The 20260-nt window shown below is 65.9% G+C and carries 21 protein-coding genes; 5 read left to right on the forward strand and 16 right to left on the reverse strand.

Features of this window, described 5'->3' with window-relative positions; all coding sequences use genetic code 11:
* Window positions 1-130 precede the first annotated feature (130 nt).
* The 12 genes from pdxJ to rpoE form a co-directional block, all read right to left on the reverse strand.
* Window positions 131-874 carry a pyridoxine 5'-phosphate synthase gene (pdxJ, locus tag ACNFIA_RS05550; RefSeq protein ID WP_416783328.1) on the reverse strand — a complete coding sequence of 248 codons (744 nt, stop codon included), beginning with the start codon at window positions 872-874 and terminating at the stop codon, window positions 131-133.
* Entirely contained in the window at window positions 867-1571 is a 705-nt protein-coding gene (gene recO / locus ACNFIA_RS05555) for a DNA repair protein RecO (RefSeq protein ID WP_259753329.1), read from the reverse strand. Before recO ends, pdxJ begins: the two co-directional genes overlap by 8 nt.
* Window positions 1572-1660: 89 nt before the next feature.
* Window positions 1661-2602 (reverse strand): GTPase Era, encoded by a 942-nt coding sequence (gene era / locus ACNFIA_RS05560; RefSeq protein ID WP_416783330.1) that lies wholly within the window; start codon window positions 2600-2602, stop codon window positions 1661-1663.
* On the reverse strand, window positions 2595-3287 hold the full coding sequence (gene rnc / locus ACNFIA_RS05565) for a ribonuclease III (RefSeq protein WP_024765542.1): 693 nt from the start codon (window positions 3285-3287) through the stop codon (window positions 2595-2597). Before rnc ends, era begins: the two co-directional genes overlap by 8 nt.
* Entirely contained in the window at window positions 3284-3661 is a 378-nt protein-coding gene (locus ACNFIA_RS05570) for a DUF4845 domain-containing protein (RefSeq protein ID WP_259753327.1), read from the reverse strand. Before ACNFIA_RS05570 ends, rnc begins: the two co-directional genes overlap by 4 nt.
* Window positions 3662-3804: 143 nt before the next feature.
* Window positions 3805-4659, reverse strand: coding sequence for a signal peptidase I (lepB, locus tag ACNFIA_RS05575; protein WP_416783332.1), 855 nt, complete (start codon window positions 4657-4659; stop codon window positions 3805-3807).
* A 5-nt stretch (window positions 4660-4664) separates the two neighbouring features.
* A complete protein-coding gene (gene lepA / locus ACNFIA_RS05580) occupies window positions 4665-6464 on the reverse strand; it encodes a translation elongation factor 4 (protein ID WP_259753325.1) in 1800 nt (599 codons plus the stop codon).
* A gap of 147 nt (window positions 6465-6611) precedes the next feature.
* On the reverse strand, window positions 6612-8042 hold the full coding sequence (locus tag ACNFIA_RS05585) for a DegQ family serine endoprotease (RefSeq protein WP_259753324.1): 1431 nt from the start codon (window positions 8040-8042) through the stop codon (window positions 6612-6614).
* A 36-nt stretch (window positions 8043-8078) separates the two neighbouring features.
* Window positions 8079-8549, reverse strand: coding sequence for a SoxR reducing system RseC family protein (locus ACNFIA_RS05590; protein ID WP_416783334.1), 471 nt, complete (start codon window positions 8547-8549; stop codon window positions 8079-8081).
* The gene (locus tag ACNFIA_RS05595) at window positions 8546-9490 is read right to left on the reverse strand and encodes a MucB/RseB C-terminal domain-containing protein (protein ID WP_259753322.1); all 945 of its coding nucleotides are present in this window, start codon (window positions 9488-9490) and stop codon (window positions 8546-8548) included. The genes ACNFIA_RS05590 and ACNFIA_RS05595 overlap by 4 nt, the downstream gene beginning before the upstream one ends.
* Window positions 9491-9511: 21 nt before the next feature.
* Window positions 9512-10096, reverse strand: coding sequence for a sigma-E factor negative regulatory protein (locus ACNFIA_RS05600; RefSeq protein ID WP_259753321.1), 585 nt, complete (start codon window positions 10094-10096; stop codon window positions 9512-9514).
* Between the two features lie 31 nt (window positions 10097-10127).
* Complete coding sequence (rpoE, locus tag ACNFIA_RS05605) at window positions 10128-10712, reverse strand: RNA polymerase sigma factor RpoE (protein ID WP_017516654.1); 585 nt, start codon at window positions 10710-10712, stop codon at window positions 10128-10130.
* Between the two features lie 461 nt (window positions 10713-11173).
* Between rpoE and nadB the strand changes: the two genes are divergently transcribed.
* On the forward strand, window positions 11174-12790 hold the full coding sequence (gene nadB / locus ACNFIA_RS05610; protein ID WP_416783337.1) for an L-aspartate oxidase: 1617 nt from the start codon (window positions 11174-11176) through the stop codon (window positions 12788-12790).
* Here the strand turns inward: nadB and ACNFIA_RS05615 are convergent.
* Entirely contained in the window at window positions 12759-13211 is a 453-nt protein-coding gene (locus tag ACNFIA_RS05615; RefSeq protein WP_416783338.1) for a protein YgfX, read from the reverse strand. The two genes, nadB and ACNFIA_RS05615, sit on opposite strands and share 32 nt — an antisense overlap.
* Window positions 13195-13449, reverse strand: a complete 255-nt coding sequence (locus tag ACNFIA_RS05620) for a succinate dehydrogenase assembly factor 2 (RefSeq protein WP_017516651.1) — start codon at window positions 13447-13449, stop codon at window positions 13195-13197. The genes ACNFIA_RS05615 and ACNFIA_RS05620 overlap by 17 nt, the downstream gene beginning before the upstream one ends.
* Window positions 13450-13618: 169 nt before the next feature.
* On the opposite strand from ACNFIA_RS05620, the gene ACNFIA_RS05625 reads away from it, so the two are divergent.
* Together ACNFIA_RS05625 and ACNFIA_RS05630 are read left to right on the forward strand one after the other, a co-directional pair.
* Window positions 13619-14554, forward strand: a complete 936-nt coding sequence (locus ACNFIA_RS05625) for a YgfZ/GcvT domain-containing protein (RefSeq protein ID WP_416783340.1) — start codon at window positions 13619-13621, stop codon at window positions 14552-14554.
* Window positions 14555-14599: 45 nt separating this feature from the next.
* Window positions 14600-15436 (forward strand): HDOD domain-containing protein, encoded by an 837-nt coding sequence (locus tag ACNFIA_RS05630; protein WP_259753318.1) that lies wholly within the window; start codon window positions 14600-14602, stop codon window positions 15434-15436.
* Window positions 15437-15591: 155 nt separating this feature from the next.
* Here the strand turns inward: ACNFIA_RS05630 and ACNFIA_RS05635 are convergent, their stop codons facing one another.
* Window positions 15592-16977, reverse strand: coding sequence for a sensor histidine kinase (locus tag ACNFIA_RS05635; RefSeq protein WP_259759568.1), 1386 nt, complete (start codon window positions 16975-16977; stop codon window positions 15592-15594).
* 13 nt (window positions 16978-16990) lie between these two features.
* The gene (locus ACNFIA_RS05640) at window positions 16991-17662 is read right to left on the reverse strand and encodes a response regulator (protein WP_416783342.1); all 672 of its coding nucleotides are present in this window, start codon (window positions 17660-17662) and stop codon (window positions 16991-16993) included.
* 285 nt (window positions 17663-17947) lie between these two features.
* On the opposite strand from ACNFIA_RS05640, the gene ACNFIA_RS05645 reads away from it, so the two are divergent.
* On the forward strand, window positions 17948-19237 hold the full coding sequence (locus ACNFIA_RS05645) for an OprD family porin (protein ID WP_416783344.1): 1290 nt from the start codon (window positions 17948-17950) through the stop codon (window positions 19235-19237).
* 27 nt (window positions 19238-19264) lie between these two features.
* A complete protein-coding gene (locus ACNFIA_RS05650; RefSeq protein WP_259753316.1) occupies window positions 19265-20242 on the forward strand; it encodes a Bug family tripartite tricarboxylate transporter substrate binding protein in 978 nt (325 codons plus the stop codon).
* The last annotated feature ends 18 nt before the right edge of the window (window positions 20243-20260 follow it).

The raw sequence follows: 20260 nt of genomic DNA on the forward strand, positions 1-20260 counted from the left end.
CGGGTTCGCGAGCACGAGCGGTGCTCTTCGTAGGAGCGAGCTTGCTCGCGAACCACCCAATCCCTATCAACCATGGCGGCGAATAACCCGTTCCGGGTTACCCGCCCTACGACGCCGAATCAGCCAGCAATCAGCGATTCGCCGCCGCCACGATCAGCGCCTTCATCTCCGCCACCGCCTGCTTGAAGCCCACGAACAGCGCATGGGCAACGATGGCGTGGCCGATGTTCAGCTCGTTGATGCCGGCAATCGCCGCCACCGGCTCGGCGTTGTGGTAATGCAGGCCGTGGCCGGCGTTGACGATCAGGCCGTGGGACAGGCCGAACTCCACGCCGTCACGGATGCGCGCCAGCTCCTGGGCGGCTTCGGCCGGGGTGTGCGCGTCGGCATAGCGGCCGGTGTGCAATTCCACCGCCGGCGCGCCGATGCGTGCGGAGGCTTCGATCTGGCGCTGATCCGGGTCGATGAACAGCGACACCTCGCAGCCGGCGGCCGCCAGGCGCTGCACCGCTTCGCGGATGCGTGCTTCCTGGCCGGCGACATCCAGGCCGCCCTCGGTGGTCAGTTCCTGGCGGGTCTCAGGGACCAGGCAGACGTGCGCCGGACGGATGATCTCGGCGAACTTCATCATCTCCTCGGTGACGCCCATCTCGAAGTTCATGCGGGTCTGCAGCACCTCGGCGAGCACGCGCACGTCGCGGTCCTGGATGTGCCGGCGATCTTCGCGCAGGTGCACGGTGATGCCGTCGGCACCGGCTTCCTCGGCATCCAGCGCGGCTTTCACCGGGTCGGGATAACGGGTGCCGCGGGCCTGGCGCAGGGTGGCGACGTGGTCGATGTTCACGCCGAGCAGGATACGGTTGGCTTCAGTCACGGGAAGTGTCCTTGCGATTCATGAAGAGCTCGCGGCTGACCAGCGGTCTGCCGCCAAGGTGGGGCGCCAGGGCCTGGCGCATCAGGCGCTTGGCCGCCGCCAGGGCGCCGGGGGCGCTCCAGTCGGCTTCGGCCATGGCCAGCAGGTCGGCGCCATGGAACAGGCCTGGCTGCAGGCTGCCGACCGGCTCCAGGCCCGAGTCGGGCAGCAGGCGGTAGAGGCCGTCCGGCGCCACGCTCTGGCCGACGATATCGGTGTCCAGGGAAAAACCATAGCCCAGGTCGTCCAGCAGCCGCCATTCGAAGGCGCGCAGCAGCGGCTCCAGCGGGCTGCCGGCGGCCAGCAGCGGCAGGGTCGCGCGGTAGTGTTCGAACAGGGCGGGGTGCGGGTCTTCCGCCGGCAGCAGGCGGATCATCAGCTCGTTCAGGTACAGGCCGCTGAACAGCGCCTCGCCACTGAGCAGGTTGGGGATGCCGTTGGGCTCCAGGCGCGCGACGTTCTTCAGGTCGCTGCGCCCGCGGAATTCAGCTTCCAGCGGCACGAACGGCCGCGCCAGCGCACCGGCCTTGCCCCGCGCACCGCGCAGCACGGCGCGCAGGCGCCCCTGCGGGGTGAAGAAATCCACCAGCGCGCTGGTTTCCTTGTAGGGACGGCTGTGCAGGACAAACGCGGCTTGGGCAGTAGAAGCGAGGCTCATGGCGCTGCGCCTGGAGTGGGAATCGGGATATCGGCGCGCTCACGCACCGGCAGGCTGCGCCCCGCGATGGCTCGCGGGGCGCCGGAGGATCAGAGGTCGCCGTAGCCCAGCGAACGCAGTGCGCGCTCGTCGTCGGACCAGCCGCCCTTCACCTTCACCCAGAGGTTGAGCATGACCTTGGAGTCGAACAGCACCTCCATGTCCTTGCGGGCGTTCTGGCCGATGCTTTTGATGCGCTCGCCCTTCTCGCCGATGATGATATTCTTCTGGCCGTCGCGTTCCACCAGGATCAGCGCGTGGATGTGCAGGATCGGGCCGTCCTGCTTGAACTCTTCGATTTCCACGGTGACCTGGTAGGGAAGCTCGGCGCCCAGCTGGCGCATGATCTTCTCGCGCACCAGTTCGGCGGCCAGGAAGCGGCTGCTGCGGTCGGTGATCTGGTCTTCCGGGAAGAAGTGCTCGCTTTCCGGCAGGCGCTCGGCCACCAGCCCTTCGAGCACGTCGAGGTTCTGCCCGTGCTGGGCGGAAATCGGCACGACTTCGGCGTTGGGCAGCTGTTCGGCCAGCCACTGCAGGTGCGGCAGCAGCTCGCCCTTGTCTTCCATGCGGTCGACCTTGTTCACCGCCAGCAGCACCGGGCAGCTGACGTACTTGACCTTGTCGTAGACCATCTGGTCTTCGTCGGTCCAGCGATTGCGGTCGACGACGAAGATCACCACGTCGACGTCCTTCAGCGCGGCGCTGGCCGAACGGTTCATGTAGCGGTTGAGCGCCTTGTCGTTGTCCTTGTGCAGGCCGGGGGTATCGACGTACACGGCCTGCACGTCACCCTCGGTCTTGATGCCCAGCAGGGTATGGCGGGTGGTCTGCGGCTTGCGCGAGGTGATCGCCAGCTTCTGCCCGAGGATATGGTTGAGCAGGGTCGACTTGCCCACATTGGGACGGCCGACGATGGCGACGTAACCGCAACGGACGGCTCCTGCTTCATCGTGCTCGGATGGTTCGTGCGGGGTTTGCTCGTGCTCACTCATGGCCATTCTCCACGCCCAGGGCTGCCAGCGCGGCGGCGGCGGCCACCTGCTCGGCGATGCGGCGGCTGCCGCCGTGACCGTGGGTCTTGTCGTTCAGCAGGGCCACCTCGCACTCCACGAAGAAGGTGCGGCAATGCGGCTCGCCCTGGATATCCACCACGTCGTAACGCGGCAATTCGCACCCGCGCGATTGCAGGAATTCCTGCAGGCGGGTCTTGGGGTCCTTGTTGGTATCCACCGGGGTCAGCTCGCGCAACTGCGGGCCGAGCCAGGCCATGATCCGCTCGCGGGCGGAATCCATGCCGGTGTCCAGGTAGATGGCGCCGATCAGCGCCTCCATGGCGTCAGCCAGGATCGACTCGCGGCGGTAACCGCCGCTTTTCAGCTCGCCCGAGCCCAGACGCAGGTAATCGCCGATCTCGAAACCGCGCGCCAGCAGCGCCAGGGTCTCGCCCTTCACCAGGCGCGCGCGCAGGCGCGACAGCTGGCCCTCTCGGGCCTGGGGAAAGTGGGTGAACAGGGCTTCGCCGATGACGAAGTTGAGGATGGCGTCGCCGAGGAACTCCAGGCGCTCGTTGTTGCGCCCGGCGAAACTGCGATGGGTCAGCGCCAGGACCATCAGGTCCTGGTCGCGAAAGGTGTAGCCAAGCTTGCGCTCGAGTCGATCCAGACTGTTGTTACTCACGGCATTCGTACACGGAATTCTTTGTCAAATTTGACCACCAGGTCGATGTTCTGCACCAGTGGCTCGCGTTTTTCGTATTTCAGGTGGGCGCGGAACTCGTTGTTCTCGAGTTTCACGTCCAGTGCGTCATCCAGCTTCAGGTCGCGGATGTTGTTGAGCATGAGCGCCTTGTCGACATAGGAGTAGAACTCCGGCACGGTGCGCACTTCGGCGGCCTTGTCCGTCTCCACCGAGGTAATGGCCTTCTCGATTGCGTAGTAGTCCAGGTAATGCGGGATGACCTTGAACGCGGCGCTGGCCAGGAACGCCACCACGGCGAGCACCACCAGCCAACTCAGCAAGGACATGCCCTTCTGCGAACGTGCGTACGTCATATCGACCTCATGTCGGTATCTTTTCTTATTTGCCCGCCAACCGCGGCGGGTCCAAGTGAAGCGGGGCTGCCTCGCTCCCCGCGTGCAGCCCCGCCCTTTTCTAGCACCGTTCCAGCCATGCTGGCCTGGAGCGTCTCACAAGTTTAGTGAATCACGCCGACTCGTGAGAAGTTCGGCAGATTGCGCATCTTCGGATCCGGCCAGCTCATCCACACCGCGAACGCCTTGCCGACGATATTGCGGTCCGGAACCATGCCCAGCAGGTCCTTCGGAATCTTCGGGTCGTTCCAGTAGCGGCTGTCGTTGGAGTTGTCGCGGTTGTCGCCCATCATGAAGTAATGGCCGGCCGGCACTTTCCACTGCTTGCCCGGTTCGATGCGGAAGCGGGTCATTTCCTTGCGGATCATGTGCTCCACGGCGCCCAGCTTCTCCTGGTACAGGGTCACGCTGCCCAGGGTGCCCGGCTCCTCGCCCACCAGCGACTCGGCCACGGCCTGGTCATTGATGTACAGGCGCTTGTCGCTGGTGTAGCGGATGGTGTCACCCGGCACGCCGATGACGCGCTTGATGTAGTTGATGTTCGGGTCGCTGGGGTAGCGGAACACCATGACATCGCCACGCTGCGGGTCACCGATCGGGATCACCTTGGTGTCCAGCACCGGCAGGCGGATGCCGTAGGCGAACTTGTTCACCAGGATGAAATCGCCCACTTCCAGGGTCGGCTTCATCGAGCCCGACGGGATCTGGAAGGGCTCGACCAGGAACGAGCGCAGCACCAGCACGATGAACAGCACCGGGAAGAACGACTTGCCGTACTCGACCAGCACCGGCTCTTTGTTCAGCTTCTCCAGCACTTCCGGGTCAGCTTCGCTGACCGAGCCTTCGTAGGCGGAAATGGCCGCCCGGCGGCGCGGCGCGAACAGCACCAGGTCCACCAGGGCGAGAACGCCGCATACCGCAACGGCAATCACCAGCAACAGCGGGAAATTCAGGGTCATAGGGTTCAACTGTCCACTTTGAGCACAGCGAGGAAGGCTTCCTGCGGAATCTCCACGCTACCGACCTGCTTCATCCTTTTCTTACCGGCCTTCTGCTTCTCCAGCAGCTTGCGCTTACGGCTCACGTCACCACCGTAGCACTTGGCCAGCACGTTCTTCCTGAGCGCCTTGACCGTCGAGCGAGCGATGATCTGCCCACCGATGGCGGCCTGAATCGCGACGTCGAACATCTGCCGCGGAATCAATTCCTTCATTTTCTCCACCAGCTGACGGCCCTTGTACGGGGCGTTGTCGCGGTGGACGATCAGGGCGAGGGCGTCGACCTTCTCGCCGTTGATCAGCACATCGAGACGAACCAGGTTGGCCGGTTCGAAGCGATCGAAGCTGTAGTCCAGCGAAGCATAGCCGCGGCTGGTGGACTTCAGGCGGTCGAAGAAGTCCAGCACCACTTCGTTCATCGGCAGATCGTAGATCACCTGGACCTGGCCGCTGAGGAAGTGCATGTCGCGCTGGACACCGCGCTTCTCGATGCACAGGGTAATGACGTTGCCCAGGTGCTCCTGAGGCACAAGGATGGTCGCGCGGCAGATCGGCTCGCGCATCTCGTCGATGGACGAGAGGTCGGGCAGCTTGGACGGGTTGTCGACATAGAGGATGTCGCCGTTCTTCTGCACGATCTCGAAGATCACGGTCGGCGCGGTGGTGATCAGGTCCAGGTCGTACTCGCGCTCCAGGCGCTCCTGGATGATCTCCATGTGCAGCATGCCGAGGAAGCCGATGCGGAAGCCGAAGCCCAGGGCCTCGGAGCTCTCCGGCTCGTACTGCAGCGCGGCGTCGTTCAGCGTCAGCTTCTGCAGCGCCTCGCGGAAGTCTTCGAAGTCATCGGAGCTGACCGGGAACAGGCCGGCGTAGACCTGCGGCTTGATGCGCTTGAAGCCCGGCAGCACGTCCACGTCGGGGGTGCTGTTCAGCGTCAGGGTGTCGCCCACCGGCGCGCCCAGGATGTCCTTGATGCCGGCGATGATGAAGCCCACTTCGCCGGCCTTGAGGTCCGGGGTCTCGGTGTGCTTCGGGGTGAAGACACCGACGCTGTCCACCTGGTGGACCTTGCCGGTGGATTTCACCAGGATCTTGTCGCCCTTCTTCACGCGGCCGTGCTTCACCCGCACCAGCGAGACCACGCCCAGGTAGTTGTCGAACCAGGAGTCGATGATCAGCGCCTGCAGCGGCGCATCGATTTCGCCCTCGGGCGCCGGAATGGCGGTGACCAGGCGCTCCAGCACATCTTCAACGCCCATGCCGCTCTTGGCCGAGCAGGCCACGGCGTCGGTGGCGTCGATACCGATGATGCTTTCGATTTCGTCCTTCACGCGGTCCGGGTCGGCCTGCGGCAGGTCCATCTTGTTCAGGACCGGCATCACTTCCAGGCCCTGCTCGATGGCGGTGTAGCAGTTGGCGACCGACTGCGCTTCCACGCCCTGGCCGGCATCCACCACCAGCAGCGCGCCTTCGCAGGCGGCCAGCGAGCGGCTGACTTCGTAGGTGAAGTCGACGTGGCCGGGGGTATCGATGAAGTTCAGCTGGTAGGTCTTGCCGTCCTTCGCCTTGTAGTGAAGGGTGACGCTGTGCGCCTTGATGGTGATGCCGCGCTCACGCTCCAGGTCCATGGAGTCCAGCACCTGGGCCTCCATCTCGCGGTCGGAGAGGCCGCCGCACATCTGGATGAAGCGGTCTGCCAGCGTCGACTTGCCATGGTCGATGTGGGCGATGATGGAGAAATTGCGGATATGACTCAGGTCACTCACGGCTGAACACACTCGGAAGGCTGAAGGCGGTGGTCCGCCGAAAAATAGCCGGGGAGTTTACCTGAATACAGCGCGGGGCGTCACGCCGCGCCGGACGGTCAGGCATGAAAAAGGGCGGTCGAAACCGCCCTTTTCTGGTGCACAGGCTTACTCGGTCAATTTGAACGTGATGAAGCTCGCACGACCCTGACGCAGCACGCGCATGGAAATCGAACGGTCCTTCGGCAGCGCCTTGGCGATCTCGCTGAAGGTTTTCGAGGAATCCACCGCGCGGTTGTTCAGGTGGGTGATGACGTCGCCCGGACGCAGGCCGATCATGGCCGCCGGACCGCCCTGCACTTCCTTGATGACCACGCCGCCCTTGATATCCAGGGACTTGCGCTGCTCGGCAGTCAGTTCCGCCACGGTCACGCCCATGCGGTTGCTGCTGCGCTCGGCGCCCTTGCCCTCGACGGCGGCGACGGCATCGTCGTCGTCCGGCAGGCTGCCGATGGTCAGGTTGAGGGTCTGGCGCTTGTTGTCGCGGATGACCTCCAGGCTGGCTTTGTCGCCCGGCTTCATGTTGCCCACCAGGTGCGGCAGGTCGGCGGATTCGTTGATCGCCTGGCCGTTGAGGCTGAGGATCACGTCACCCACCTGCAGCCCGCCCTTGGCGGCCGGACCGTCTTCCACCAGCTGCGCCACCAGCGCGCCGGACGGCTTGTCGAGACCGAAGGACTCGGCCAGGTCCTTGTTCACTTCCTGGATCACCACGCCCAGCCAGCCACGGTTGACCTTGCCGCCGGCCTTGAGCTGATCGGCAACGTTGAGCGCCACATCGATCGGGATCGCGAAGGAAAGACCCATGAAGCCGCCGGAACGGGTGAAGATCTGCGAGTTGATACCCACGACTTCGCCCTGCAGGTTCAGCAGCGGGCCACCGGAGTTGCCGGGGTTGATCGCCACGTCGGTCTGGATGAACGGCACGTAGTTCTCGTTCGGCAGGCTGCGGCCCTTGGCGCTGACGATACCGGCGGTCACCGAGTGGTCGAAGCCGAACGGCGAACCGATGGCCAGCACCCACTCGCCGACCTTCAGCTTGTCGGAATCGCCCAGCTTGAGGGTCGGCAGGTTCTTGGCATCGATCTTCAGCACGGCGACGTCGCTGCGCGGATCGGCACCGACCAGCTTGGCCTTGTGCTCGCTGCGGTCGGACAGGCGCACGAGGATCTCGTCGGCGTCGGCCACCACGTGGTTGTTGGTGAGGATGTAGCCATCATCGGAAATGATGAAGCCCGAACCCAGCGACTGCGCTTCGCGCTGCTGGCCACGGGGCGCCTGCCCCTGGCCGCCCTGGCCGCGGGGAATGCTGCGTTCGAAGAATTCGCGCAGGCCCGGCGGCAGGCCGTCGAGGTCCGGAATGCCCATCTGCGCGTTGGAGCGGTCGGGAATCTTCTGCGTCGTACTGATGTTGACCACCGCCGGCGAGGCCTTCTCGACCAGCGGGGTGAAGTCCGGTAGTTCAGCCCGCGCGACAACCGACAGGCTCAAGGCCAGCAGGGCGACCAGCGCAGCCATGCTGCGTTTCAGGGTTTGCATTGACTACAGCTCCCGTGATGTTGATTGGGAAAATCACTATACAGGGCCGGGCGGCCCACCGACCGGCGCACGCAGCACAACCGGTTGCATCGCCGGATCATCCATGTGGCGTCGCGCATGGCGACGCACGAGCAGCCAGGTCAGCAGGAAACCCGCCAACCCGGCCACGATGATAAGAGGTTCCCCGCCGCCGAACTGCGCTGCCAGCAGGGACAACGCCAGTAACCCTAGCAGAGGGGCAAGATAGAGAAGCAGGGCATGTTTGAGCAGAAGGTCTTCGCCGATGCCCAGCACGATGTCGTCGCCGGGCGACAGTTGCAGCGCAGCGACACGCTGCGAGGGGAGCGTACGGACCTGGCCGCGATCTCGCGCAATACCCAGTCGATCGAGCAGGCCCCGGCCGCAACCGGCGTTGGCCGAACAACCCGAGCAGGTGGAGCGGCGCAGCGTTTCGACCTGGACAGCGCCAGCCTCGACCGCAATCACCCTCCCCCGCTCGTGGATCACTGAGCCTTGGCTCCCGTTGGCCGCATGGACAACGCCACGCGTTCGGCGGTGCCGCTGGGTATCTCGCCGACCACGGTCACCATGGTGCCGCCATCGTCGCTGGCGAACCGCCTCGACACCACGGTGGTCGGGCCCAGCTGGGTGCGGGCATCGTCGACCTTGGCGCCGTGCAACGGCTCGAGGAACACCGAGAAGCGCGCCAGGCCGTCGCCATAGGCGAGGCACAGGACCTGGTCATTGGAGACCGGGCTGCGTTCCTGCAAGGTGCTGTTGAGCGTGAAGCCCGGCGGCACCCATTCGGAATGCCAGCTGGTTTTCACTTCGGCGACCTTGGCTTCCTTCACCGGCTTGCAGGCCGCGGTCGGCTGCAACTCGCCGTCGTCCGGGGCTGCCATGTCGATGCGGGTGAACTGCAGGCGCTCGATGATCTGGCCCTTGTCGTTGAGCAGCAGGGACTTGAGCGGCAGGCCGGTCTGCTTGTCCACGTGCAGTTCGAAGCCGTAGCGGTGCTGGTCGCGCGGGATCACCGCCAGGACCACCGCCGGGCGATCGGCAATGCGCGATTCGCCGGCCACGCGGACGTCGTAGTAACTGGACAATTCAGTCGGATCGAGCTTGCGCGCCGGCCACATCTCGCCGGTCGACACCTGCCCGGACATGCCGCCCGCCACGCACTGGGTGGCGCCGTCGACGCGCACCACTTCCTGGCGCGGCCCATCGACCTGGACCAGGTGCTCGCGCACGGAACCGTCGCTCTCCACCCGATGCCAGACATCGTGGGTGGAGAAGGCTCCGCTGCGTTCGTAGATGAAGGTACCCTGGAAGTTCTGCTGCTGATCAGCCTCGGAGAGGCGCTTGATCCAGTCCAACGCATCGGCGGCCTGAACTGGCACTGCCAGCAGACCGCCGAGGAAGAACAACAGTGCTGTGGTTGCGCGCATGTCGCTCCTTAAGGTCGCAAATCAGCGGTCTTCCAGGCTCGCGGCGCGTGCGTAAGGCAGGGCGCTGTCGGTGCCGCTGACGGCGGACTGCTGCGCGTGTTGACGCAGGTAACCCGGAAGGCGCTGCTCATGCCAGGTGGTCTGCCCGCCCTGGGCATTGGTGATCACCTGCGGCGCCTCGTCCTGAGTGTAGCCTGCCAGCACCGCCGGGCCTTGCACTTGCGGCAGGGCGATCTGCGGGGTGGCGCCTTGCTGGGCAAGGCCGCTGGCGACACTGTCATCCTGGTGGTACAGGCGCACACCGGCCAGCACGGCCAGCGTCACCGAGGCGGCGACGGCCAGTCGGCCGACATTGCGCCACGGGTTGCGGCTGCGCACCGCCGGGGCGGCCTCATCGGCCAGCGCGGCGGACACGGCGGCGGCGATGTCCAGTTTGGGCAGGGCTGGCTCGCGGTGCATCACTGCACGAGCCAGTTGGTAACGGGACCAGGTGGCCCGCAATTCGGCGTCCTCGCCGCAGGCTGCAAGCACACGCCGCAGCTCCAGCTCATCCGCTTCGTTATCCATAACAGCGGACAGCGACTCCTGCAGGGCTTCACGACTCATAGCGGTACCTCTCTTGGCTTCTGCCGCTGTATCAGACTTCATCATGCAACAAAGGCTGCAAAGCTTTGTCGATCGCTTCCCGCGCACGGAAAATCCGTGAGCGGACGGTTCCCACCGGACACTGCATCACGGTGGCGATATCTTCGTAACTCAGGCCTTCGAACTCGCGCAGGGTCAATGCCGTGCGCAAATCATCGGGCAGCTGCTGGATGGTGCGATGGACCGTTTCCTCGATCTCATCCCGCAGCATGGCTCTTTCCGGCGACTCGATGTCCTTCAGGGCATGGTCGCCGTCGAAGAACTCCGCGTCCTCTGCCGTGACATCGCTGTCCGGCGGCCGCCGACCGCGCGCCACCAGGTGGTTCTTCGCGGTGTTGATGGCGATACGGTACAGCCAGGTATAAAAGGCACTGTCACCCCGGAAGTTACCCAAGGCGCGATACGCCTTGATGAATGCTTCCTGTGCAACGTCCTGGGCTTCCTGGGCGTCGTGCACGAACCGCACGATGAGCCCCAGAATCTTGTGCTGGTACTTCAGCACCAGCAGGTCGAAAGCCCGTTTGTCTCCGCGCTGTACCCGTTCAACCAGTTGCTGATCCTGTTCCTGGGTTAGCATGAATGCTCCTCTGAAAACCTGGAGGAGCATCGAGCACCCTGGTAAATCGTCCTGCCAAGATAGACTCGGGTCTTTTGCAAAAGTTCTCCCCTCCAAGCATGCGCCGCACAGTTTTTTCACATTTGTGGCAATCGGACCCCGACATGCGTCCGAAGCCCGTCAAATTCAACTGTACCGGGCGGAACACCCGCTCCCCTTCCGCGCAATGTCAATCTGCGCGCAAAGTTGAATGGGTATTCCGGGTTCGAACCGGAACCCCTGAAAAAGTTCCGGTGATTTGCCGTGATCCTTCAATCACTTCGATGTCACCCTCGGCGCCCGTCAGGCCGGCTTGAGCGGGGAAGAATGTCTCCCGCCCTGCGACCGCCGCCCCAGCGCGGGCGTCTTCGGTGTCATCGGTTCGCCAGTATTGTGCCGTGGCCCCCTTCTATATACTAGGGCGCCATTTTGTGGAGCCGGGTATGAGTCAGCATTTCCAGCACGATGTCCTAGTGATCGGCAGCGGGGCCGCCGGCCTGACGCTGGCGTTGACGCTGCCTTCGCACCTGAAGATCGCCGTGCTGAGCAAGGGCGAGTTGTCCCAGGGCTCCACCTTCTGGGCCCAGGGCGGGGTCGCGGCCGTGCTGGATGACACCGATACCGTCGAGTCCCACGTCGAGGACACCCTGGTCGCCGGCGCCGGCCTGTGCCGCGAGGACGCGGTGAAATTCACCGTCGAGCATAGCCGCGAGGCCATCCAGTGGCTGATCGAACAGGGCGTGCCGTTCACCCGCGACCATGAACCGGGCCGCGAAGACGGCGGTTTCGAATTCCACCTGACCCGCGAGGGTGGCCATAGTCACCGGCGCATCATCCATGCCGCCGATGCCACCGGCGCGGCGATCTTCAATACCCTGCTGGAGCAGGCGCGCCAGCGGCCGAACATCGAGCTGCTGTCGCAACGCGTCGCCGTCGACCTGATCACCGAGCGCAAGCTGGGCATGAACGGCCAGCGCTGCCTGGGCGCCTACGTGCTGGATCGCGCGACCGGCGAGGTGGACACCTTCAGCGCGCGCTTCACCGTGCTCGCCTCCGGCGGCGCCAGCAAGGTCTACCTCTATACCAGCAACCCCGATGGCAACTCCGGCGACGGCATCGCCATGGCCTGGCGCGCCGGCTGCCGGGTGGGCAACCTGGAATTCAACCAGTTCCACCCGACCTGCCTGTACCACCCGCAGGCCAAGAGCTTCCTGATCACCGAGGCGCTGCGCGGCGAAGGCGCCCTGCTCCGCCTGCCCAATGGCGAGCGCTTCATGCCGCGCTTCCACGCCCTGGGCGAACTCGCCCCGCGCGACGTGGTGGCCCGCGCCATCGACCACGAGATGAAGCGCCTGGGTATCGATTACGTCTACCTGGACATCAGCCACAAGCCGGCCGAGTTCATCCGCGAGCACTTCCCCACCGTCTACGAGCGCTGCCTGGACTTCGGCATCGACATCACCTGCGAACCGATTCCGGTGGTGCCGGCGGCGCACTACACCTGTGGCGGCGTGGTGGTGGATTCCCAGGGCCGCACCGACGTGCCGAACCTCTACGCCATTGGCGAAACCACCTTCACCGGCCTGCACGGCGCCAACCGCATGGCCAGCAATTCGCTGCTGGAGTGCTTCGTCTACGCCCGCTCCGCGGCCGCCGACATCCTGGCCGAACTGCCCAAGGCGCAGGACCTGGTCGCGCTGCCGTGCTGGGACGCCAGCCAGGTGACCGACTCGGACGAGGACGTGATCATCGCCCACAACTGGGACGAATTGCGGCGCTTCATGTGGGACTACGTGGGCATCGTGCGCACCAACAAGCGCCTGGCCCGCGCGCAGCACCGGGTGCGCCTGTTGCTGGACGAGATCGACGAGTTCTACTCGAACTACAAGGTCAGCCGCGACCTCATCGAGCTGCGCAACCTGGCCCAGGTGGCCGAGCTGATCATCCTCTCCGCGATGCAGCGCCACGAAAGCCGCGGCCTGCACTACACACTGGACTATCCGGACCTGCTGCCCGAGGCCCGCGACACTATCCTGGCGCCGTCCACCTACTGCGGCTGAAGCGCAACCGCACGCGCAGGCGCCGGTGCAACTCCGGCGCCAGGGCATCGGCCGGGACGCAGACGCTGCGCGCCAGCCAGTCGCCGGGACGCCGGAAACGCAGGACGATCAATGTCGGCAGCGCCAGGCTGTCCGGCAGCAGGCGCACCGGCTGGAAACCATCCCGCTCGCTCCACAGCTGCCAGCCGTCGGCGTTGTGGCGCAGCGCACGTAACGAATCCGGCGCGCGCAATAGAATCCGCCGCGGCACCACCCAGCAGGCATGCAGCAGGCAGAGACTCAGGCCGAACGTTTTCCAGTGCAGGGGAATCTCCGCCAGCAGCAGCGCCAGGACGGCACCGCACTGCGCGGCGAGGTAGGCCGCGAGCAAACCGATGGACGGCTGCCAGCGGCACTCGAAGGGCTCACTTGGGCTGGACACGGTCCAGGATCATGCGAACGATGATGCGCAGGTCGGCATCTTCCGGCTCGCCGCGCTGCATGAACCAGCCGAACATGTCCTGGTCCTCGCATTCCAGCAGCTTGCGGAAGCGCGCCTGATCCTCGGCCGGCAGGCCCGGATAGACTTCCTGGACAAAGGGCACCAGCAGGACGTCCAGTTCCAGCATGCCGCGGCGGCTGTGCCAGAAAAGGCGTTTGAGTTCGGTTTCGTCGGTCATCTGCGGGCACCTCGATTAACAGCGGGCGAATACGGCGTGGCGCTCGCGAAGTCGACGGACGGCGCGAGCCGAGCGGCATTATACGCATGAGCAGGCTCCCCGGCACCCGCTGACAAGGCGTGGCCTGGGCTCTATCATGAGTCCCCTAACTTTCTTCCAGCGAATCGTGATGACCGACTCTGCTTTCTACACCGAACTCAATCACGAAGGGATTCTCGCCGTCCGTGGCGCGGACGCCGCCAAATTCCTCCAGGGCCAGCTGACCTGCAACCTCAACTACCTCACCGCCGACCATTCCAGCCTGGGCGCCCGCTGCACACCCAAGGGCCGCATGACGTCCAGCTTCCGTATCCTCGCCGAGGGCGACGGTTTCCTGCTGGCCATGGCCAAGGACCTGCTGGACAGCCAACTGGCGGACCTGAAGAAGTACGCGGTGTTCTCCAAGGCCACGCTGTCCGATGACAGCGCCCAGTGGGCGCGTTTCGGCCTGGGCGGCGCGGACGCCATCCTCGCCGAACTGGGCCTGGAGCTGTCCGGCGACGCCGACCAGGTGGCGCGGGCCGATGGCCTGATCGCCGTCGGCCTCGGCCAGGGCCGCGTCGAACTCTGGGTGCCGGCCGAGCGCGCCGCCGCCCTGATCGACCTGCTGCAGGCCCGCCTGGCCCACGCCGAGCTCAACGACTGGCTGCTGGGCCAGGTGCGCGCCGGGGTCGGCCAGGTGTTCGGCGCCACCCGCGAGCTGTTCATCCCGCAGATGATCAACCTGCAGGCCGTGGGCGGCGTGAGCTTCAAGAAGGGCTGCTACACCGGCCAGGAAATCGTCGCGCGCATGCAGTACCTCGGCCGCCTCAAGCGCCGCCTGCAGCGCCTGAAACTCGACGGCGGCGAACTGCCGGAGCCGGGCTGCGAGCTGTTCTCGCCGGTGCACAGCACCAGCGTCGGCGAAGTGGTGCTGGCCGCCCGTGCAGAAGATGGCGTGGAGCTGCTGGCCGTGCTGCAGGACGACGCCGCCGCCGACGGCAATGTGCGCCTGGGCGACGACCAGCCCCTGCGCCTGCTGGATTTGCCTTACGTTCTGGACAGCGACCGCGAGATCCAGCGCTGACTTTCGTGCCGGGCGGGGAGCCCGGCGCCCCTCACAGGAAACGCCATGAGCAAGCTTGCCGAAAAAGTACAACAGGAACTGCTGCGGGCCATCGACAACGATGAACTGGTGCTGCCGACACTGCCGGAAGTCGCTCTGCGCGTCCGCGAAGCGGCGGAAAACCCCGACATCAGCATCCAGGATCTGGCCAAGGTAATCGGCAACGATGCCGCCCTGACCGCGCGCATCATCAAGGTGGTGAACAGCCCGCTGCTGCGCACCAACAAGGAAATCAACGATCTGCAGATGGCGATCAGCCGTCTGGGCATCAACTACACCTGCAACCTGGCCACCGGCCTTGCGATGGAGCAGATGTTCCAGGCCACTTCCGATGTGGTCGACCGCAAGATGCGCGAGGTGTGGACCAAGAGCACCGAGATCGCCGGCATCTGCCACGCCCTGTGCCGCCACTACACGCGCCTGGCGCCGGACCAGGCGACCCTCGCCGGCCTGGTGCACCAGATCGGCGTGCTGCCGATCCTCACCTACGCCGAGGACCACAGCGAGCTGCTGGCCGATTCCATCAGCCTCAACCACGTGATCGAGCGCATCCACCCGATCATCGGCGACCGCATTCTCAAGGCCTGGGACTTCCCGGCGCCGATCGCCGCCGTGCCGGGCCAGCACCTGGACTTCAGCCGCGACTCGGCCAAGGTGGACTACGTGGACATCGTCCAGGTCGCCACCCTGCAGAGCTACCTGGGAAGCCAGCACCCCTACACCGAGCTGGACTGGGCGGCCATTCCGGCCTTCGCCAAGCTGGGCCTGGACCCGAAGGCGGACGTGAAGGAAGACGAAGACCTCTCCGCCGCGATGGAAGCGGCGATGAGCATGTTGCAGTAACCGGAAACGCCCGGAAGCCCCTGCTCTTCGTAGGAGCGAGCTTGCTCGCGAACCCGCAAGGCAGCGGCGTTGCGGGAACGCTCGGTTCGCGAGCAAGCTCGCTCCTACAGGCCACACCGAAACCCGCCCTCACCGGCGGGTTTCGCGTTTCCGGTTCAGGCGTTTTCCGCCGGGAAGGTCACGCGCACCAGCAACCCGCCCAGCGCGCCCTGCCCCAGCTCGATCCGCGCGCGGTGCGCACTGCAGATCTCACCGACGATGGCCAGGCCCAGGCCGGTGCCCTGCTGGCGGCGGCGGTAGAAGCGGCGGAACACCTTGTCGCGCTCCTCCGCCGGAATACCGGGGCCGTCATCCTCCACCTCCAGCTCCGCCGGCGAGCGCACGCGGATGATCACGTTACCCTCCGCCGGGGCGTGGGCAATGGCGTTGTCCACCAGGTTGCTGAGCAGTTCGTAGAGCAGGGTCGGGTCCCCCTTCACCCAGGCCGGCTCATCCGCTTCCAGGGCCAGCGCCACCCCGCGCGAATAGGCCAGCGGCGCCAGCGCCAGGCCCAGCTCGCGGGCCAGTTGGCCGAGTTCGATGCGCTCGCCCGCGCCTTCGGCAATCGCCCGGGCGCCACTTTCGACCCGCGCCAGCGAGAGGAGCTGGTTGGCCAATCCCGTCACCCGATCGGTGTTCTGCACCGCCTCCACCAGGGTCGCCCGCCACTGCTGCGGGTCCTGCTCGCGCAGGCCCAGTTCCAGGCGCGCCTTGAGCGCGGCCAGCGGCGTGCGCAACTCATGGGAGGCCTCGGCGATGAACTGCGACTGACGGTCGAACAGCCCGCGCAGGCGTACGGTGAAATGGTTGAGCGCCGCCACCAGCGGGCGCAGCTCCTTCTGCACGCGTACCTCCGGCAACGGCCGCAGGTCGTCCGGCTGGCGTTCCTCCACGGCTTCGCGCAGGCGGTCGAGCGGGCGCAGGCCGGCGCTCACCGCGTACCAGACCATCATCAGCGCGGCGATGGCCGACAGCGCCAGGTTGAGCAGCGTGTCGGCGAGCAGGTTGCGCGCCAGCCGCTCGCGGGCGCCCAGGGTCTCGGCGACGCGGATTTCCGCCATGCCGTTGACCGTTGGCTGGCTCACCGGCTGCAACAGGCTGACCACCCGCACGCCCTGCCCTTCGTAGGTGGCGTCGTAGAACTTGGCCAGCGCGGGGTAATCGTCGGTGCGCGGCGTGGTCGGCAGCGGCGCGGGCAGGTTCTCGTAGCCGGAGATCATCTGCCCCTGGGGGTCGATCACCTGGTAGAAGATGCGCCCGGCGCTGTCGTACTCGAAGCTGTCCAGCGCCACGTAGGGCACGTTGGCCCGCAGCGAGCCGTCGCTGGCGTAGAGGCCGTCGGCGATGTCCCGCGCCGAAGCCAGCAGGGTGCGGTCATAGGCGATGTCGGCGGCGTGCCGGGCGCGCCAGTAGGTGGCCGCGCTGCCGATCAGCAGCAGCACCAGCAGCAGACCGCCGAGGCGCCAGAGCAGCCGACCGCGCAGGCTGCCCGTGCCGGGCAAGGCCCAGCGTCGATCAGCCATCCTGGGCTTCCAGCAGGTAACCCAGGCCACGGAAGGTGACGATGCGCACCGAGCTGCCTTCGAGCTTCTTGCGCAGGCGGTGCACGTAGATTTCGATGGCATCGGCGCTGGCGTCCTGGTCCAGGCCGAATACCTGCGCCGCCAGTTGTTCCTTGCTCATCACCCGCCCGGGACGTGCGATCAGCGCCTCGAGCACGGCCTGCTCGCGGGAGGTCAGGTTCATCGCCTGCGCCGCCAGGGTGAAGCGCCGTGCGCCGAGGTCATAGACCAGTTCGCCACAGCGCTGTTGCTGTTCGCCGCCCAGCACGCTGCGGCGCAGCAATGCCTTGACCCGCGCTTCCAGCTCGGTGAGTTCGAAGGGTTTGGCCAGGTAATCGTCGGCGCCCAGGTTCAACCCGTGCACACGGTCGCGCACTTCCCCGCGGGCGGTGAGCATCAGCACCGGCAGGGTCTTGCCGCGCTCGCGCAGGCGCGCCAGCACCTGGAAGCCATCCAGCCGCGGCAGGCCGACATCGAGGATCGCCAGCGCGTAGTCCTCGCTGGCCAGGGCCAGGTCGGCGGCCACGCCATCCTGCAACAGGTCCACGGTCCAACCGGCGCCCTTGAGCGCCTGGGCGACGCTTTCGCCGAGTTGCGGGTGGTCTTCAACCAGGAGAATTCGCACGGGTTTCTACCCCTCGGACTACAGGTTCGGGCCGGCAGTTTACCCATCCGCGCGCCGCTGTGAATGGGGGAAATTCGCTGAAATCACTGCGAAAGGACACTGAAAGCCTGGCGAAAGCTTAGCCCGTTAGCATCGCCAACGAGCCGCCTCCCAACCCCGATTCTTCCGCGCCGACTGCCCAGGCGCAACGGCGGGAGCAGCGGACTCGACGACGGCGAAGACCGTCAGCAGAGCGAAAGGCGGCGTGGTGCCCTTTCGCGACAACAACAAGAACGGAGACCACAGATGCCCACCGCCCGGCCTTTGGCTGCACCGGCTTTCACCAAGCCCAGTTCCTGCTGTCTGACCCCTGCCCTGCTGGCATTCGCGGGGGTCGCCCCGCTGTGCGAAGCCGACGGCTTCATCGAGGACAGCAGCGCCACGCTCAGCACCCAGAACATCTACTTCAACCGTGATTTCCGCGACGGCGCCGGCCAGTCCAAGCGCGAAGAATGGGCGCAGGGCTTCATCCTCGATTTCCAGTCCGGCTACACCCCCGGCCCCGTCGGCGTCGGCCTCGATGCCATGGGCATGCTCGGCCTGAAGCTCGACTCCTCGCCCGACAGGACCGGCACCGGCCTGCTGCCGACCCACGATGACGGCCGCGCCGCCGACGAGTACAGCAAGCTGGGCCTGACCGCCAAGTTCAAGGCCTCCGAAACCGAGCTGAAGATCGGCAGCCTGATCCCCGACCTGCCAACCCTGCAGCCCAACGACAGCCGCCTGTTCCCGCAGACGTTCGAAGGCGGCCTGCTCAACTCCACCGACCTGCCGGGCCTGAACTTCACCGGCGGCCGCCTGGAAAAGGTCAAGGACCGCGACTCCACCGACTACACCGACCTGGCGCTGAACAACAAGAACCGCCGCTTCTCCGGCGGCAGCGCCGAGGGCAAGCACTACGACCTGGCCGGCGGCGACTACCAGTTCACCGACAACCTCACTGGCCGCTACCACTACGCGCAACTGGACGAGGTCTACCGCCAGCACTTCGTCGGCCTGCTCGCCAGCTACCCGCTGGGCCCCGGCAAGTTCAGCGCCGATGTGCGCCTGGCCATCAGCGACGACCAGGGCGAGGCGCGCGGCGGCGAGATCGACAACCGCGCCTTCAACGGCATGCTCGGCTACGCCATCGGCGCCAACAAGTTCAGCCTCGGCTGGCAGCGGATGAGCGGCGACAGCGCCTTCCCCTACATCGACGGCAGCAACCCCTACCTCGTCAACTTCGTCCAGGTCGGCGACTTCGCCGAGACCGACGAGCGCTCCTGGCAGGTGCGCCACGACTACGACTTCGCCAAGTTCGGCATCCCCGGCCTGACTCTGATGAACCGCTACATCAGCGGTGACAATGCCAGAATCACCGGCATGGACGGTCACGGCAAGGAATGGGAGCGCAACACCGATATCAAGTACGTGATCCAGAGCGGCCCGCTCAAGGACGTGGCAGTGCGCGTGCGCAACGCCACCTACCGTTCCAGCTTCGCCCGCGATGCCGACGAGACGCGTATTTACCTCAGCTACTCCCTGGCGATCTGGTAAGCCAACAACAATAAGAGGAATTGCCCCATGCCCACCGTCCTGCGCACCCTGACCCTCGCCGGCGCCACGCTGCTCGCCGCCAGCCAACTGATGGCCGAGCCCAAGCGCCCGGAATGCATCGCCCCCGCCTCCCCCGGCGGCGGCTTCGACCTCACCTGCAAGCTGGCGCAGAGCGCCCTGGTGGACGGCAAGCTGCTGTCCCGGCCGATGCGCGTCACCTACATGCCCGGCGGCGTCGGCGCCGTGGCCTACAACGCGGTGGTCGCCCAGCGTCCGGCCGACGGCAACACCATCACCGCCTTCTCCAGCGGCTCGCTGCTCAACCTGGCCCAGGGCAAGTTCGGCCGTTTCGATGAAAACGCCGTGAAGTGGCTGGCTGCCGTGGGCACCAGCTACGGCGCCATCGCCGTGCCCAGCGACTCGCCGTACAAGAACCTCGGCGACCTGGTGGCTGCGCTCAAGGCCGACCCGAGCAAGGTGGTGATCGGCTCCGGCGGCACCGTCGGCAGCCAGGACTGGATGCAGACCGCGCTGATCGCCAAGGCCGCCGGCATCGATCCCAAGCAGTTGCGCTACGTCGCCCTGGAAGGCGGCGGCGAGATCGCCACGGCCCTGCTGGGCGGTCACATCCAGGTGGGCAGCACGGACATCTCCGACTCCATGCCGCACATCCGCGCCGGCAAGATGCGCCTGCTCGCGGTGTTCGCCGAGGAGCGCCTGAAGGATGAAGGCATGGCCGACATCCCCACCGCCAAGGAACAGGGCTACGACATCGTCTGGCCGGTGGTGCGCGGCTTCTACGTCGGGCCGAAGGTGAGCGACGAGGACTACCAGTTCTGGAAGGCCTCGTTCGACAAGCTGCTGGCCTCGGAGGACTTCGCCAAGCTGCGCGACCAGCGCGAGCTGTTCCCCTTCGCCATGACCGGCCCGGAACTGGACGCCTATGTGAAGCAGCAGGTCGCCCAGTACAAGCAGCTGGCCCGCGAGTTCGGCCTCATCCAGTAACGTCCTGAGCGGCGCCGC

The sequence above is a fragment of the Pseudomonas sp. NY15437 genome (assembly GCF_048068435.1).
GTDB classification, from domain to species: Bacteria; Pseudomonadota; Gammaproteobacteria; order Pseudomonadales; family Pseudomonadaceae; genus Pseudomonas; species Pseudomonas nitroreducens_B.

Excerpts from the sequence above, each read along its gene's own strand:
- recO (WP_259753329.1), bottom strand. The coding sequence starts at position 1,571 with ATGAGCCTCGCTTCTACTGCCCAAGCCGCGTTTGTCCTGCACAGCCGT.
- era (WP_416783330.1), bottom strand. The coding sequence starts at position 2,602 with ATGAGTGAGCACGAGCAAACCCCGCACGAACCATCCGAGCACGATGAA.
- ACNFIA_RS05570 (WP_259753327.1), bottom strand. The coding sequence starts at position 3,661 with ATGACGTACGCACGTTCGCAGAAGGGCATGTCCTTGCTGAGTTGGCTG.
- lepB (WP_416783332.1), bottom strand. The coding sequence starts at position 4,659 with ATGACCCTGAATTTCCCGCTGTTGCTGGTGATTGCCGTTGCGGTATGC.
- ACNFIA_RS05585 (WP_259753324.1), bottom strand. The coding sequence starts at position 8,042 with ATGCAAACCCTGAAACGCAGCATGGCTGCGCTGGTCGCCCTGCTGGCC.
- ACNFIA_RS05595 (WP_259753322.1), bottom strand. The coding sequence starts at position 9,490 with ATGCGCGCAACCACAGCACTGTTGTTCTTCCTCGGCGGTCTGCTGGCA.
- ACNFIA_RS05600 (WP_259753321.1), bottom strand. The coding sequence starts at position 10,096 with ATGAGTCGTGAAGCCCTGCAGGAGTCGCTGTCCGCTGTTATGGATAAC.
- rpoE (WP_017516654.1), bottom strand. The coding sequence starts at position 10,712 with ATGCTAACCCAGGAACAGGATCAGCAACTGGTTGAACGGGTACAGCGC.
- nadB (WP_416783337.1), top strand. The coding sequence starts at position 11,174 with ATGAGTCAGCATTTCCAGCACGATGTCCTAGTGATCGGCAGCGGGGCC.
- ACNFIA_RS05620 (WP_017516651.1), bottom strand. The coding sequence starts at position 13,449 with ATGACCGACGAAACCGAACTCAAACGCCTTTTCTGGCACAGCCGCCGC.
- ACNFIA_RS05625 (WP_416783340.1), top strand. The coding sequence starts at position 13,619 with ATGACCGACTCTGCTTTCTACACCGAACTCAATCACGAAGGGATTCTC.
- ACNFIA_RS05630 (WP_259753318.1), top strand. The coding sequence starts at position 14,600 with ATGAGCAAGCTTGCCGAAAAAGTACAACAGGAACTGCTGCGGGCCATC.
- ACNFIA_RS05645 (WP_416783344.1), top strand. The coding sequence starts at position 17,948 with ATGCCCACCGCCCGGCCTTTGGCTGCACCGGCTTTCACCAAGCCCAGT.
- ACNFIA_RS05650 (WP_259753316.1), top strand. The coding sequence starts at position 19,265 with ATGCCCACCGTCCTGCGCACCCTGACCCTCGCCGGCGCCACGCTGCTC.